10 protein-coding genes are annotated in these 14,014 nt (G+C 61.7%); 5 read left to right on the top strand and 5 right to left on the bottom strand.

Annotated features, from left to right (window positions below; genetic code table 11):
* Positions 1-123: 123 nt before the first annotated feature.
* Positions 124-1,032: a LysR family transcriptional regulator gene (locus VIZ63_RS01245; protein ID WP_331607656.1), complete on the bottom strand. Its 909-nt coding sequence runs from the start codon at positions 1,030-1,032 to the stop codon at positions 124-126.
* A gap of 96 nt (positions 1,033-1,128) precedes the next feature.
* On the opposite strand from VIZ63_RS01245, the gene VIZ63_RS01250 reads away from it, so the two are divergent.
* A complete protein-coding gene (locus tag VIZ63_RS01250; RefSeq protein WP_331607657.1) occupies positions 1,129-1,602 on the top strand; it encodes a GNAT family N-acetyltransferase in 474 nt (157 codons plus the stop codon).
* 206 nt (positions 1,603-1,808) lie between these two features.
* Here VIZ63_RS01250 and VIZ63_RS01255 read toward each other — a convergent pair whose 3' ends face one another.
* A complete protein-coding gene (locus VIZ63_RS01255) occupies positions 1,809-3,107 on the bottom strand; it encodes a serine hydrolase domain-containing protein (RefSeq protein ID WP_331607658.1) in 1,299 nt (432 codons plus the stop codon).
* A 163-nt stretch (positions 3,108-3,270) separates the two neighbouring features.
* Here VIZ63_RS01255 and VIZ63_RS01260 point away from each other — a divergent pair, with 163 nt between their 5' ends.
* A complete protein-coding gene (locus VIZ63_RS01260) occupies positions 3,271-4,407 on the top strand; it encodes a DUF3089 domain-containing protein (RefSeq protein ID WP_331607659.1) in 1,137 nt (378 codons plus the stop codon).
* Positions 4,408-4,415: 8 nt separating this feature from the next.
* On the opposite strand, the gene trxC is transcribed toward VIZ63_RS01260, so the two are convergent.
* Positions 4,416-4,850, bottom strand: coding sequence for a thioredoxin TrxC (trxC, locus tag VIZ63_RS01265; protein ID WP_331607785.1), 435 nt, complete (start codon positions 4,848-4,850; stop codon positions 4,416-4,418).
* A 74-nt stretch (positions 4,851-4,924) separates the two neighbouring features.
* Here trxC and VIZ63_RS01270 point away from each other — a divergent pair, with 74 nt between their 5' ends.
* Positions 4,925-6,139, top strand: a complete 1,215-nt coding sequence (locus VIZ63_RS01270) for a TCR/Tet family MFS transporter (RefSeq protein ID WP_331607660.1) — start codon at positions 4,925-4,927, stop codon at positions 6,137-6,139.
* 137 nt (positions 6,140-6,276) lie between these two features.
* Here the strand turns inward: VIZ63_RS01270 and VIZ63_RS01275 are convergent, their stop codons facing one another.
* A complete protein-coding gene (locus tag VIZ63_RS01275) occupies positions 6,277-9,276 on the bottom strand; it encodes a TonB-dependent receptor domain-containing protein (protein WP_331607661.1) in 3,000 nt (999 codons plus the stop codon).
* A gap of 426 nt (positions 9,277-9,702) precedes the next feature.
* Between VIZ63_RS01275 and VIZ63_RS01280 the strand changes: the two genes are divergently transcribed.
* Positions 9,703-10,503 carry an exodeoxyribonuclease III gene (locus VIZ63_RS01280; RefSeq protein ID WP_331607662.1) on the top strand — a complete coding sequence of 267 codons (801 nt, stop codon included), beginning with the start codon at positions 9,703-9,705 and terminating at the stop codon, positions 10,501-10,503.
* Positions 10,504-10,634: 131 nt separating this feature from the next.
* Here the strand turns inward: VIZ63_RS01280 and VIZ63_RS01285 are convergent, their stop codons facing one another.
* Positions 10,635-11,441 carry a DUF72 domain-containing protein gene (locus VIZ63_RS01285; RefSeq protein WP_331607663.1) on the bottom strand — a complete coding sequence of 269 codons (807 nt, stop codon included), beginning with the start codon at positions 11,439-11,441 and terminating at the stop codon, positions 10,635-10,637.
* A 166-nt stretch (positions 11,442-11,607) separates the two neighbouring features.
* Here VIZ63_RS01285 and VIZ63_RS01290 point away from each other — a divergent pair, with 166 nt between their 5' ends.
* Positions 11,608-13,995, top strand: coding sequence for a TonB-dependent receptor (locus VIZ63_RS01290; RefSeq protein WP_331607664.1), 2,388 nt, complete (start codon positions 11,608-11,610; stop codon positions 13,993-13,995).
* Positions 13,996-14,014: the final 19 nt, after the last annotated feature.

Below are 14,014 nucleotides of genomic sequence, written 5' to 3' on the forward strand. Positions count from 1 at the left end.
ACACAAAGGAGCACAAAAAATTCATGTCCCGGACACGCAGTTCTCTGGCGGTCATTCTCGTTGTGTTCCTTTGTGTTTTTTTCTTTGTGCTCCTTTGTGCAATTGACTTGGTTCCGTCGCGTCCTAAACCGGGGCGGCAGCGACTTCGCCAATCAGCTCCCGCAACCAGATGATCGCCGGATCCTTGTCCTGGACGCGGTGCCACTGCAGCACTTCGGTCAGCGGTGGGATGTCGATGGGCGGCGGCAACAGCTTCAAGGGCAGGAGTGCGGCGTAGTGACGCGCCAGGCGCTCGGGCATCATCGCGATACGCTGCGTGCCGACGAGGAACGGCGGTACGGCCGAGAAGCTGGTCGTCACTACTTCGATGCGTCGGGCAAATCCAAAGCGTGACAGGAACCATTCGTCGAAGGCCGGGATGCGTGTCCTGCCGGCGCGGACGATGACGTGTCCCATGCGCAGATAGTCGTCGAACGACAGGCTTTCACCGAGGTCGTGGTGGTCGCTCGACACCACACAGGCATAGCGCTCATTCAGCAGCTCCAGCGAAGGATGATCGGCGAGCGCGTGATCCCGGGGCAGCACGACGAAGTCGATGTCACCGCGATCAAGAGATTCAACGGCCGAGTCGTCCTGGGTCAGTAATTCGAAGGTGACGCCGGGGGCGAGCTGACTGGTGCGGCGCACGACGTCGGTCATGATCGTCGCAGTCACATAGTCGGAGCTCATGAGCGAGAAGCGGCGTTCGGATGTGTCGGGATCGAACGCGGATCGCTGTTCGATGGTCGACTGGATCTGCAGCAGGACGTTGCGGACCGAGGTGCGCAGCGATTCGCCCAGGGCCGTCGGTACCATTTTGCGGCCGACCTGAGCGAGCAGCTCATCGTGAAAATGCTCGCGCAGTCGCGCCAATGCGCCGCTCATCGCCGACTGGCTCAGGTGCAAGCGCTCGGCCGCACGCGTAATGCTCTGGTCCGTCAGGAGGGCATCCAGCGCGACCAGCAGATTCAAATCGAGGTGATGAAAGCGCATTGGATTCCGCGACCTTGCGGCGTGTCTTCCGACACCGTCTTGCAGCTCTGTCTTTCGCTACTTGGGCGGATCATAGCAAAGGACTATCCTCCCCCCATGTCTGACAGCGTAGTCCTCGGCCCGGCGAAAATCGGCGATGCCCCCGGCATTGCGAATATGTCGCGGCTGCTGATCGAGCCCGGCCTGCCATGGCGCTGGACGCCGCGACGCGTGGCCGCCCATATGAGGGAGCGTGAGAATCTGGTCGTCGTCGCCCGCGACGATCGCACGCTGGTCGGTTTCGCGATGGCGCAGTTCAACGCTGAGTCCGTGCACCTGACCCTCATCGGCGTCGCCGCGGATCGTAAACGCGGCGGCATTGGCCGACGCCTGATCGCATGGGTGGAAGAGAGCGCCGTGATCGCCGGCGTCTTCCGCATCAATCTCGAAGTGCGCGCCGGCAATCAGGAAGCCCGTAGTTTCTACGCACGCCTCGGCTACAAGGAAACCGGCCGCGCACCCGGGTACTACAGCGGCGTGGAAGATGCGATCAAGGTCACTCGCGACCTGCGGGTTACATCCCAGGCATGAAGCGAAGGCGGAAGAAGATCTCCACGGGGATCACGGGGATCACGGGGTTCAGAATAGACAGCCCAGACAGAATTTCTTCGCGACATGTAGAGGGTCGTGAGGCCCGAATGCGCCCGGAGAGGATGAAGTTGCGCGTCGCCTGTCTTCTTCAACCCCGTGTTTCCCCGTGCCCCCCGTGGAGATCTTTTTCCGATTCTTCTTCTTTATCAAAGCTGCACTGGCTCCATTACCGCCGCGTACACGAGATTCAGCAGCTTCTCGCGAAAGTCCGTCTGATTCGGCATCAGCTGGATCATGAGCACGATGGTCAGGTGCGCCTGGGGATCGATGCGGTACAGCGAGCCGTAGGCGCCGCCCCAGCCGAAATTTCCGGGAGCTGCCAGGCCGGAAGCGCCGAAGGTATCCACGGTGTCGAAGGCCAGGCCGAAGCCCTGCCCGGGTGTGCGATACAGCGTATCGCTCTGGTTGGTTCGCATCAGCGCGACGCTGCGCGGTGAGAGAACGCGTGTGCCGTCGAGTGCGCCGTCGTTGCGGATCATTTCCAGGAAGCGGCCGTAATCGTTCGCGGTGGAAATCAGTCCCGCACCACCCGAGAAGCTGCGACGTGGGCCGTCGATGTAATGTCCCTGGCCTGTCGGTCCTTCCGGTGCGCGTGCGGCGAGACCGTCGGCATCCGAGGCATACAGCGTTGCCAACCGGTTTGCCTGATCGCGCGGTACAAAAAATGACGTGTCCTTCATGGCCAGGGGAGCGGTGATGCGCGTGCGAATCACTTCATCGAGCGGCACGCCGGCGGCGCGTTCGACGGCACACCCGAGTACGTCGGTGCTGTAGCCATAGACCCAGGCTTCGCCGGGCTGCGAAACGAAGGGCAGGGTGGCGAGGCGCGCCATCGTGTCGCAGATCGGTTCGTCCTTGTCGGCGGTGTACCAGCCCTGCCCGGCAGCCGGGCCCAGCCCCTTCGCTTCGTACTGCGCAGCGATGATGGGCTCGCGGCCGTACGAGATGCCGGACGTATGCGTCATCAGATCGCGGATCGTGATCGGGCGCTTGGCGGGGACCGTTGCGACTGCGCCGTGGTCATCCCGCGTCGCCACCGTGGTCTGGTTGAATTCGGGGATGTAGATCCCGACGGGATCGTTCAGAGTGAGCCGGCCTTCTTCCATGAGCACGAGCGCAGCGGCACTCGTGATCGCCTTCGATTGCGAGGCGATGCGAAACAAGGTGTCGTTCGCCATGGGCCGACGCGACTCGCGATCGCTCCAGCCCGCGACCCGTTCGTAGACCGGTTGTCCATCGTGCAGAACCCTCACGACGGCACCCGCGATTTTATTGGCCGCGACGTATTGATCCAGCAATCCGTCGATGCGCCGCAGTCGTTCCTGTGAAATGGACTCCGATCCTGGCTGAGGCGTCGGCGCTGCGGCTCGAGGGGCGGAGGTCGCGCAAGCCGACAGGAATACGGTATGGCAGGTGATGGCTGCAAGAACGACGAATCGATGCATCAATCTCTCCCCTTTAGAACGCTGCCGATGGACGTGCATGATGCAGTCTGGCATGTGACGATGCCAAGCCGTAGCGCGGGACCTCGGTTTTGTACAATCAACGGCGTCCTGGTACGTCTGTCGTGCAGTGGACTGCGGTGTCCGTCGCTGTGTAGGACCAAGAATGAAAAAGATCCTGTGGGGCCTGGCAATCCTGGCGGTCGTGGCTGCGATCGGCGCGTACCAGTATCGCGATGTATTCGTGATGATTCGACGCTTCCAGGCATTGCAGCCGGCTCAGTCGTTCGCCCAGGAGTCGTTACCCCCTGCGCCCGACTATTCACTGGCCAGCAACTGGGCTGCACTGCCGGATCGTGCCGACGATGCCGACATCGTGCCGGATGCGACGGTCGTCGACCGGCAGTCGACCGCGGCGGTCGACGTATTCTTCGTTCATCCGACGACGTACTACAGCCCGGCGCACTGGAATCAGCCGCCCGGCGATACGACGACAGATCGATTCACCGATGTCTTCGCCCTGCGCAATCAGGCGTCGGCCTTCAATGGATGCTGCCGGCTCTACGTGCCGCGCTACCGGCAGGCGACCGTCTATTCGTTCGCGGATCGAGGCACGGACGGTCGCGCAGCGCTGGCGCTGGCTTACGCAGACGTCGAGCACGCCTTCGACTATTTCATCCAGCACTACAACCAGGGTCGACCCTTCATCCTTGCAGGCCACAGTCAGGGAGCGACGCACCTGCGCCGGCTGCTGGAACGCCGCATCACCGGCACTCCGCTCGTAGCAAGATTGGTTGCCGCGTATCCGATCGGATTTCCGATCAACGCAAACGAATACATGCAGGCGGTGCCCGATATCCCGATCTGTTCGACGTCGCAGCAGACAGGCTGCCTGGCCACCTGGAATGCCGTGGGTCCGAAGGTGCGGTCGTTTCAGGATACGAGTCACGATATCTGCGTGAATCCATTGTCCTGGTCCACGGATGGCGAACGTGCGGACTTCGCACTGAATCTCGGCGGCGTGACGTTCAGTCGCCAGTTCGGTATGACCGCGGAAGCGCTGCAGGAAGGGCGGGCATTCAAGCCGCAGATCGAGCCTGGTATCGCCGATGCGCAGTGCCGCGACGGCCAGCTGTGGGTCAGCGAGATCCGCTCCGGGAATTTTCCGTCACGGCCGATGGGGCGCGACAACTACCACATTTACGATCTCAGTCTGTTCCACATGAATGTGCGTCGTAACGCCGAAGAACGTGCACAGCACTTCATCGCAACGCATTCGCTGACGCCAGGGGGCGCCCAGTGAGCCGCCGATCACACGACTGTGTTGATCCAGCGCTCCAGGTTGCCCAGGTCCATCGCGCCCGACTGGCGCGCGATTTCCTTGCCGCCGCGAAAGGCGATCAGCGTGGGGATGCTGCGAATGCCGAAACGCGACGACAGCGTGGGTTCCTCATCGGAATTCACTTTGGCGAATCGCGCCTGCGCCGCATGACGCAGCGTTGCCTGCTCATAATGCGGGGCCATCATCCGGCAGGGTCCGCACCAGGGCGCCCAGAAATCGACGATCACCGGCAGGTCGTTGCGAGTCAGATGCTTGTCGAAATTCTGGGTACGCAGTTCCAGCGGATGACCGCCAAACAAGGCTTCGTGACACTTGGGACAGCGCGGCGACTCGCCGGAGCGCTCGCCCGGCACGCGTACGACGGAGTCGCATTTCCTGCAGACGACATGGATGGAGTCGCTCATAGACGCTCGAAGCATGGCCATTCCGGATTCGAGACATGGGCTCGAAGTGGCGCAAAGCAAGGGGTGTCCGAGGCATGACGACGTTCGCCGGACGCAAACCACTGGCGTTCATTTTCGTGACGCGGCTGATCGATGCCATGGGTTTCGGCATCGTCATGCCCGTGCTGCCGCAGCTGCTCCTGAGCATGGGTGCACCGGACATTGCGGCGGCCACGCGCATCGGTGGCTGGCTGCTCGTGACGTATGCGGTACTGCAGTTCTTCTGCGGACCGATCATGGGCAATCTCAGCGACCGCTTCGGGCGCCGGCCGGTGATCCTGATTTCGTTGTTTGCCTATGGCGTCGACTATGCGCTGATGGGCTTCGCGCCCTCGATCCTCTGGCTGTTCGTGGGTCGTGCGATTGCTGGCATTGCCGGTGCGGTGTACGTGCCTGCCAATGCCTTCGTCGCCGACGTGACGGAGCCTGCGCAGCGTGCGCAAGCGTTCGGGGTCGTGAGTTCGGCGTTCGGCCTGGGCTTCATCCTGGGGCCCGGCATTGGCGGATTGCTGGGGGAGATGGGACCGCGGGCGCCGTTCTTCGTGGCGGGCGCGCTGGCCGGTGCGAATTTCCTGTTCGGTTGGTTCGTGCTGCCGGAATCGCTGCCGCCGGAACGCCGCCGGGCCTTTTCCTGGAAACGCGCCAATCCCCTTGGCGTGGCAGCCCTGCTGAAGCATCACCCGGTCGTGCTGGTCTACGCGTTGGCGATGTGCGCCTTCTTCCTGGGCAACAATGTGTACCCGAGCACGTGGGCGTTCTTCATGACGGCCCGGTTCGATTGGTCGCCGGGCATGATCGGGCTGTCGCTGGTGGCGACGGGACTGTCGATGGCGATCGTGCAGGCGACGCTCACCGGTCGCCTTACGCAGGCAATGGGCGGCGAGCGAGCGGCTCTGCTGGGACTCTCGATCGCGGCCGCTTCGGCGTTCGCTTATGCGTTCATCCCCTCGGGGTGGATGGTGTTCGTCATCACGGTGCTGGGCGCGCTGCAAGCCATTACCTATCCATCGCTGAATGCGCTGATGTCAGGGCAGGCCCCTGCGGATGCGCAGGGCGAGTTGCAAGGCGGTATCGCCTCGCTGACGAGCATCGCGAATGTGGTAGGTCCGTTGCTGATGACGCAAACGCTCGGCTACTTCACATCGACGCATGCGGGCGTGCATTTTCCGGGCGCCGCGTTCGTACTCGCCGCGCTGATCAATGGACTCGGCGCGTCGCTGATTTTTTCGAAGATGAGGAAGGGGAAGTAACCGCAAAGAACGCATAGAACGCACAGAAGGAATGGAAATTTCGTCCTTCCGGTCTTTGCGCTCTATGCGTGGTTACTCCTGTTCCTTGCAAATAGAAACCCTCCCCCGCGAACGCGAGGGAGGGTAGGCGGCAACGATCAGAACTGCTGCGAGATGCCGAGGAAGGCCTGGCGGCCGAGGGTGTCGTACGTCGGATAGGTGTTCGGACCCCCCGTACCGGAGACTTCGGTCGAGATCAGCGGCGGATCCTTGTCGAAGATGTTGTTGATGCCTGCGCGGAAGGTCGTGCCGGTGCCGAGGCGCCACAGCGCCGACAGATCGAAGTAGCTGACCGATGGCAGGTGGGAATTGAACTCGTCGAAGCCCGAGGCCAGATCGGGGTCTGACTGGTTGGTATCGAGATCGGTGCCCTGGATGAAGCGCCAGTTGAGCGACAGATCGAGATCCCAGGGCGTTTCCCAGCTGATGCGCAGGTTGTGACGCCACTCCGGCGTGATCGTCTGGCAGATCGTGCCGAACAGACCCACGCAGTCGTAGCTCTGGTCGTTCTCCGGCAACGGAGTGTTTTCGGCCGCGATGATGTAGGAACCATTCAGTGCGAACGCCAGTCCGCCAAACCGGTCGCCCAGCGACAGCGTGTACGAGGCCTGGGCATCGATGCCTTTCAGTGTCACCTCGCCGATGTTGACGCCGGTCTGCAGGATGTAGCCCCCCGTCGCCACGCTGGCGCCGGTCAGGGCGCCTGCCGACGTGCGCACGATCTGGCTGCAGAATTCCGGATTGCCCGTGTCGATACATTGAGTGAACAGGAACGCTCCGGGTATCGATCCCACCGCGTCGGTGAGCTTGATGTCGTAATAGTCGAGGCTTGCGATGAGGCTGAGACCGGAAGGTGCCCAGGTCACGCCCACAGAGTAGGTATCTGCCTGTTCCGGATCCAGGTTCGGATTACCGCCGGTGACCTGGCCGCACTGGTTGGACACGCACTGCGGGATGGTATTGGTGCTGCCGCCATTGCCGTACTGAGCAGCCGTGATGCCCGTGCGCAGACAATCCTCGAGCGACCGCGTAGCCGGTGAACCGTCAGGCTGACGAGCGCAGGGATCGACGCCGAAGAAGCTCTGCTGCCCGTAGTTCTGCGGGTTGAAGAGTTCGATGATGTTCGGCGCGCGGATCGCGTGCTGATACGAACCCCGGAATCGCAGGTCGCGGACCGGTGCGTATTGCAGTTCCAGCTTGTAGGTATCGGTGCTGCCCGCGGTGGAGTAGTCGGAATAGCGATAGCCGCCGTCGACCATGAGGTCATAGATACCCGTGCGTCCCTGGATCAGCGGCACACGTATTTCCGTGAACACCTCTTTCACGTCGTAGCCATCGTCGATGGCTACGGACGCGCCGGAGAAACCCGCCAGGTTGCCTGACAGCTCGGCGGCATCCGGTTTGAAACTCAGGTCCTCCGACCGATACTCGACGCCGACGTTGATGCCGATTCCTGTCTCGGCCGTCGGCAACTGCAGGCCGTAGGCGCCCAGATCGCCCGTCACGTCGGCATGCGCGATCTTCTGCGTGACGGTGCCGTACGCCGTGCCATCCGTGTACAGGGTGGCCAGCTGGTCGGGCGTCACGCCGCCATCGCGGAAAATGTTGAACGGCACACAGGTCGCACTCCCGCTGATGCAGGTCGGGTTGTCGGCGGTGCCGGTGACCTGCAGCGCGTCCGCTATCGCAGCGAAGTTGAGATAGTTGGTGTTCGAGTTGAAGAGCGAGGTGTAGTAGTACTGGCCATAGGCGTCGTAGTTCCACGCATCACCCAGATTGCCCCGGGCGCCAATCACTGCCCGGTAGTTGTCGTGCTCGAATTCCGCGATGCGCGGACCGCCTTCGACGTTGCGGCGTCCGATGTTGATATCGACGCTGGACGAGCCCGGACTGGCGAGGTCGGCAGCGATCTGCGCCGGGGTGCACAGGATCGAACGCTGCTGGGCGCTCAGCAGCGGGTTGCTGCAATTGACTGAGTAAAAACCCGACCCGTTGTACGGATTCGAATTCTCGAACAGGCCCGACGGTGCGATATCGACCCGCGTGCGATCGTTCATGAAGCCGAACTCGGCATACGGCTCGAAGTAATCGTTCAGGCGTATGTGCGCCATGAAGCCACCCATGTAGCGCTCGTTGTCGCGGTACATGTTCACATAGGGATTGGAATTGAACTCTGGAGGTGGCGTCGTAGTGTTGTTGACGCTCCAGGGAATGAACTGATCGCCAACCACCGCGTACTGAGTCCCCGCCAGCGTGAAGCGGTTCGAGTTGGCCGATCCAGCACAGCGCGGTGTGCCATCGCTGTTCAACGACAGCTGGCAACCGGCGAAGTCGATGTCGGCGCCAGTGATCGGTTCGGCCGAACGGAAGGTCAGGTAGCCGGTCACGTTGCCGCGGTCATCGGCGATGTTGGCGCCGGCGGTCAGCGATACCGTGAACGTATCGCCGTCGGTCGTGCTGCCCTTCAGCGGGATCCCGCGTGGCTCGGCCAGGCCTCGTATGAAGCTATTGTCGTTGTCGCGCTGGTATACGCCGTACTGCGCATCGATGGCGAAGCCTTCGAAGTTCTTCTTCATGATGAAGTTGACGACGCCGGCGATGGCGTCCGAGCCGTAGACCGCCGAGGCGCCGCCAGTCACGACGTCGACCCGCTCCACGAGCGTCATCGGGATCTGGTCGAGATTGGCCGACGGATTCGGATTGCCGGTGTTGGCATCCGCACTGCCGAGGCGCCTGCCATCCACCAGAACGAGCGTGCGCTGCGGGCCGATGCCTCGCAGATTCACCGTGGTGATGCCGCCCGGCGTACTCAATGAATTGGACGTGTTGGAGAAATCCACCTGCGAGTTCTGGATCACCTGCGGCAGCGAATTCAGAATCTCGACGACGTCCGTGCGTCCCGACTGCTGGATTTCCTTCGAACTCACGACCTGCACGGGACTGGTGCTGGTGAGATTCGGCGCCGCAATGCGTGACCCCGTGACGACGACTTCCTGAATGTTCTCGGTTTGCGCAAACGCCGGTGGGGCGGCTGCTGTGGCTGCCCAGACCAGCATCGTCCAGATGCCGGCGCGCCACATGAAGTTGCTGTTCGACATGTGCTCTCTCCTGCATTTGTTGATCGGCCTGCAGGAGCACGAATGAACTCATGTTCCTGCGCGTCAGGCGAACAGGCGATTCGCATGCGCCATGAGGACGACTGGCGTGGTGTCGAACGTACAACCGCCGCCATGGCGCGGCGGCGCAAAGGTTGCTCATTCAGGAAGCGGAAGAAATTTGCGCGATGGATGCGACACGGCCTGCGCGCTATGGCTCGCAGGTTGCGAAATGTCGTGAGCCGGCGACGCCGAATCGTCCTTGTTGCAACGGCAGGAATTTGTATACCTTCGCCGCGCCGAGTTGGCGCAATACTCATGGGCGATCATGTCTGCGCGGGCCGGAGGTGAGCGGTGGTCGACAGCAGAATCGGCCCCGCCTGATGCATTGCACCTATACTGTCGGCAGTTCTCACCGGCAAGGTCGCAATGAAGCTCTACTCCTGGAACGTCAACGGCATTCGCGCCGTCCTCAAGAAAGGCACCTTTCAGAGTTTCCTGAAGGATCATCAGCCCGACATTCTGTGCCTGCAGGAAACCAAGGCGGAGCGAGGCCAGATCGAGATCGATCTGCCCGGCTATCACGAGTACTGGAATTCCGCCGTCAAGAAGGGCTACTCGGGCACGGCGATCTTCGCCAAAACCGAGCCGCTCGCGGTCATCAATGGTTTTCCGAAGGAATTCGCCAGGCGATTCAAGTTTGCGGATGAATTGCAGCGCGACAGTGCGGAGGAGGGGCGCGTCATCACCGCCGAGTTCGAGAAGTTCTTCGTCGTAACCGTTTACACGCCGAACGCGAAGGACGACCTCAGCCGTCTGCCGTTGCGTCACAAGCATTGGGATCCGGCGTTCCTCGCCTACTGCCAGCAGCTGGAGAAAAAGAAGCCCGTGATCTTCTGCGGCGATCTCAATGTTGCGCATACGGAACTGGATCTTGCGAATCCCAAACCCAACCGCGGCAAGAAGGGTTTCACAGTCGAAGAGCGCGAAGGGTTCCAGAATTTCATCGATGCGGGTTTCGTCGATACGTTTCGCATCTTCACGCAGGGCAACGGTCACTACAGCTGGTGGAGCGTGTTCTCGGGTGCGCGCGCGCGTAATGTGGGGTGGAGAATCGACTACGTGCTGGTGTCCGCGGCGCTGAAGAAATCCGTGAAGGCGGCCGAGATCCATGCCGACGTCATGGGCAGCGATCACTGCCCGGTGAGCATTACGCTGGGCAAGCTCTGACCAGCCCAGGCTCGACTCGAGGAACCTCTGATTAATCCGTCATTCCCGGCAGCGCGGGAATGACGAATCTGGAATCAATCAGACTTTCCTCAAGTCGAGGCTGCAGCGGCACCGGCCACCATCGCTTTGAGCTATGCAAGTTTGCCGATCAGCGTCATCGCCGCCGCCGGTGCCCGTTCCTTGGCGCCATTGATGAAGTAGATGAACACGTCGCGTGGCGCAGGTTTCGTCCTGTGCTGCAGTGGTTCGACGCGCGGCAGATCGTCGGGCTCCTCGCCGCGAGACCACGTGAGCGCACGCTGTGACCAGCGATCGATCTCTTCCGTGGGATAGCCGGTTGCCTCGTTCGACACGCTGCGGCGCAGGCGTGCGTAGATGAAATCGCCGGTCGCATCCGCGAAGCCCGGGTACTGCTCATCGTCTTCCAGTACGACCGTCACGTTGTGGGTTCGGGCGAGTTGCAGAAAAGCCGGATCGGCAAAGCTTGCATGGCGAACTTCCAGTGCATGACGCAGAGGGCGTGCATCGACGGTCGAGGGCAACAGTTCGAGAAATGCTTGCAGATCGTCTGCAGCGAACGTGTGCTTCGGTTCGAGCTGCCAGAGAATCGGACCGAGCTTGCTGCCCAGTTCGGTGACACCGCTAGCGAGGAAGCGGTTGATATGCGGACCGGCGTCTGCCAATACCCTGCGCTGTGCAACGAACCTCGGTGCCTTGACCGAAAAAATAAAATCGTCAGGCGTCGTGTCGCGCCATTTCGCGAACACCGCGGGCGTTTGCAGTCGATAGAAGGTGCTGTTGATCTCGATCGCGGTGACTTTGCGGCTGGCGTATTCGAGTTCGCTCTTCTTGCCGATTTCTGGCGGGTAAAAAGTCTCGCGCCAGGGCTCATAACTCCAGCCGCCGATGCCGACACGAATGCGTCCGGTGTTGCTCATGGTGCTCGGGTTCCTTGCGGTAATTCTGAACGAACCTATGTAGAAGCCGGGATTGCATGCAGTTGCCGATCGCGGCACAGAGTACCGTCACCATCCAGTTGCCGCAGCGTCCGCGCGTCAACGACGTCGTCCGACTGCTTGCGGATGTGCAATTCAGGGGGACTCTATGCTGTCACGGAATGTCCGGCTCGCGAGTGCCATTGCCGCCTCGCTGTGCGCTGCTGTTGCCACGGCTGCACCTCAGGCAACACCGGCAGCATCGCCATCGTCCACTCAATCGGAGTCGCTGTTCGGCGTCGAAGAGATCATCGTGACCGGCACGGCCGTATCGGAGCGGACCAAGTTCGATTCGAGCGTCGCGATCTCCACTTTCGACGCGGATGCCATTGCGCAGCAGGCGCCGGCGAGTTCTGCCGACCTGATTTCTTCCGTGCCGGGGTTCTGGGTCGAGTCCACCGCGGGAACGACCCAGGGAAACGTGTTTGCGCGCGGCATCATCCAGGATGGCGGCTATCGCTATGTCGGCCTGATGGAGGACGGTATTCCGATCTATCCGGTGTTCGAACTGTCGTTCTACAACCCGGATCAGTTCGTGCGCGTCGATGAAACGATCGATCACGTCGAAGCGCTGCGCGGTGGCACCGCGCCGATATTCACGCCGGGTGCGATCGGCGGCACAGTCAACTTCGTCACGCGTTCACCCGGTGAAGTGTCGGAGGGTGTCGTCAAAGCCGGTATCAGCGACTATGGCATGTATCGCGGCGATGTCGCGTGGTCCGCGCCACTCGGCGATGACTGGGGCATCGCACTGGGTGGCTACTACCGATCCTCGGACGGTATCCGCGATCCCGGCTACACCGCCGATGAAGGCGGACAGGTGCGCGCGAAGCTGCTGCGTCGGTTCGAAACCGGCGAACTGGAGTTCTTCGCGAAGTACATCAACGATAAATCGCTGTTCGCGGTTCCCATCCCCCTGCAGGGCAGTCCGTCCGATCCGGACGCCATCAATGGCCAGGATGCAGGGACGTATTCGTTGCACAGCACGGACCTGGCTCGCGCCGGTCTGCCCGCGTCAGCGGCGGAAGTCGGGCTGCAGGGGTCGAGCCTGGAGGACGGTATCCATCCCGATCTCGCCACGGGTGGATTCCGCTTCAAGTGGCAGATCAACGATACGGTGAGCTTCACCAACCTCGCGCGCTACACGGACGGCAGCGTGCGGTTCGACGGCATTTTCCCGGGCGACGCTCCGGTGACGGGCACGCAGTTCGCGACGACGGCAGGCGTGGCCCCGGTCTTCACGTATGCAGATGGCGGCGGCGCCTACGATGCAGCCCAGTTCGTGCAGAACCATGGTCACTGGGTACTCAACAAGGACTATCAGGCCCTGCAGGACGACATCCGCTTCACGTTCGAACTCGGTGCCAACAATCTTACGCTCGGCGGGTATTACGCCGATTACTCCATGGACGATCGCTGGAGTCTGGGCAATCTGATGCTCATGGACGTTCGCAGTGCGCCGCGGCGCCTGCTGTTGGCCGGTGTGACCGATCCGAATGGCTTCACCCAGTATTCGACCTTCAACCTGATCGCCGGCTATGACGCCACGGAATGGTCGCTGTACCTGTCGGACGAATGGCAGGTGACGGATGCGCTGCGTATCGATCTCGGCGTGCGCTACGACACCGAGAGCATCGACGCGTCGATCAGCAATGCCACGGCGGTGGATCTCGACGGCAATCCCGCGACGCGTTACGACAATACTGCTTCGCAGGCGGGAACGGGCCGGACGGACAGCAGCCATGACTTCGACACCACGGGATTCTCGGTCGGCTTCAACTATGAATTCGCGGAAAAGCAGGCAATCTTCGGCCACTACACCGATTCCGCCAAATTGCCGCACTTCGACGACGTGCGCAACGGCGTGCTGGAGGAAGACAACGTGAGCAACATCGAACTGGGCTACAAGGTGTCGCTCGATTCGCTGGCCTTGTTCGCCACGCTGTTTCAGACCGAGTTCGACAATGTGCCGTTCCAGGACATTCTCGCGAATGGGTCGACAGTCGTGCGCCGCGCCAAGACGCGCACGCGCGGTATCGAGCTCGAAGGGGAATGGTTGCCCATCGAGGTGCTGAACATCCGCTTCAATGTCACCTGGCAGGATCCGAAGTACGAGGACTTCAGCGGGTCGGTGCTCGACAACACGGGCAACACGATCCGGCGCATTCCGGAGATCATGGGACGTCTGACGCCGACCTGGTATTTCATGGATGACCGCGGCCGCGTTTATCTGACCTACACCTACGTGGGCAGGCGGTTTGCGAACGACGAGAACACGATCGAGCTGCCGGCGTATTCGAAGATCGACGCCGGAGTGATGTTCGATATCACCGAGCACTTCAGCGTGCAGGTGGCGGGCGACAATCTCACCGATGAAGTCGGACTCACCGAGGGCAATCCGCGCACGGACCTGGGGGCAGGCGGCATAGGCGCGGTGTACATGGCCCGGCCGTTATTCGGTCGTTCGTTCATGGGCTCGGCGACATTCAAGTTCTGATGCGGCCGTTGATCGCGAC

Origin of the sequence: Povalibacter sp., assembly GCF_036520495.1 — a bacterium.
In the GTDB taxonomy this organism is placed as follows: Bacteria; Pseudomonadota; Gammaproteobacteria; order Steroidobacterales; family Steroidobacteraceae; genus Steroidobacter.

Excerpts from the sequence above, each read along its gene's own strand:
- VIZ63_RS01255 (WP_331607658.1), bottom strand. The coding sequence starts at position 3,107 with ATGCATCGATTCGTCGTTCTTGCAGCCATCACCTGCCATACCGTATTC.
- VIZ63_RS01280 (WP_331607662.1), top strand. The coding sequence starts at position 9,703 with ATGAAGCTCTACTCCTGGAACGTCAACGGCATTCGCGCCGTCCTCAAG.
- VIZ63_RS01260 (WP_331607659.1), top strand. The coding sequence starts at position 3,271 with ATGAAAAAGATCCTGTGGGGCCTGGCAATCCTGGCGGTCGTGGCTGCG.
- VIZ63_RS01245 (WP_331607656.1), bottom strand. The coding sequence starts at position 1,032 with ATGCGCTTTCATCACCTCGATTTGAATCTGCTGGTCGCGCTGGATGCC.
- trxC (WP_331607785.1), bottom strand. The coding sequence starts at position 4,850 with ATGAGCGACTCCATCCATGTCGTCTGCAGGAAATGCGACTCCGTCGTA.
- VIZ63_RS01250 (WP_331607657.1), top strand. The coding sequence starts at position 1,129 with ATGTCTGACAGCGTAGTCCTCGGCCCGGCGAAAATCGGCGATGCCCCC.
- VIZ63_RS01285 (WP_331607663.1), bottom strand. The coding sequence starts at position 11,441 with ATGAGCAACACCGGACGCATTCGTGTCGGCATCGGCGGCTGGAGTTAT.
- VIZ63_RS01270 (WP_331607660.1), top strand. The coding sequence starts at position 4,925 with ATGACGACGTTCGCCGGACGCAAACCACTGGCGTTCATTTTCGTGACG.
- VIZ63_RS01275 (WP_331607661.1), bottom strand. The coding sequence starts at position 9,276 with ATGTCGAACAGCAACTTCATGTGGCGCGCCGGCATCTGGACGATGCTG.
- VIZ63_RS01290 (WP_331607664.1), top strand. The coding sequence starts at position 11,608 with ATGCTGTCACGGAATGTCCGGCTCGCGAGTGCCATTGCCGCCTCGCTG.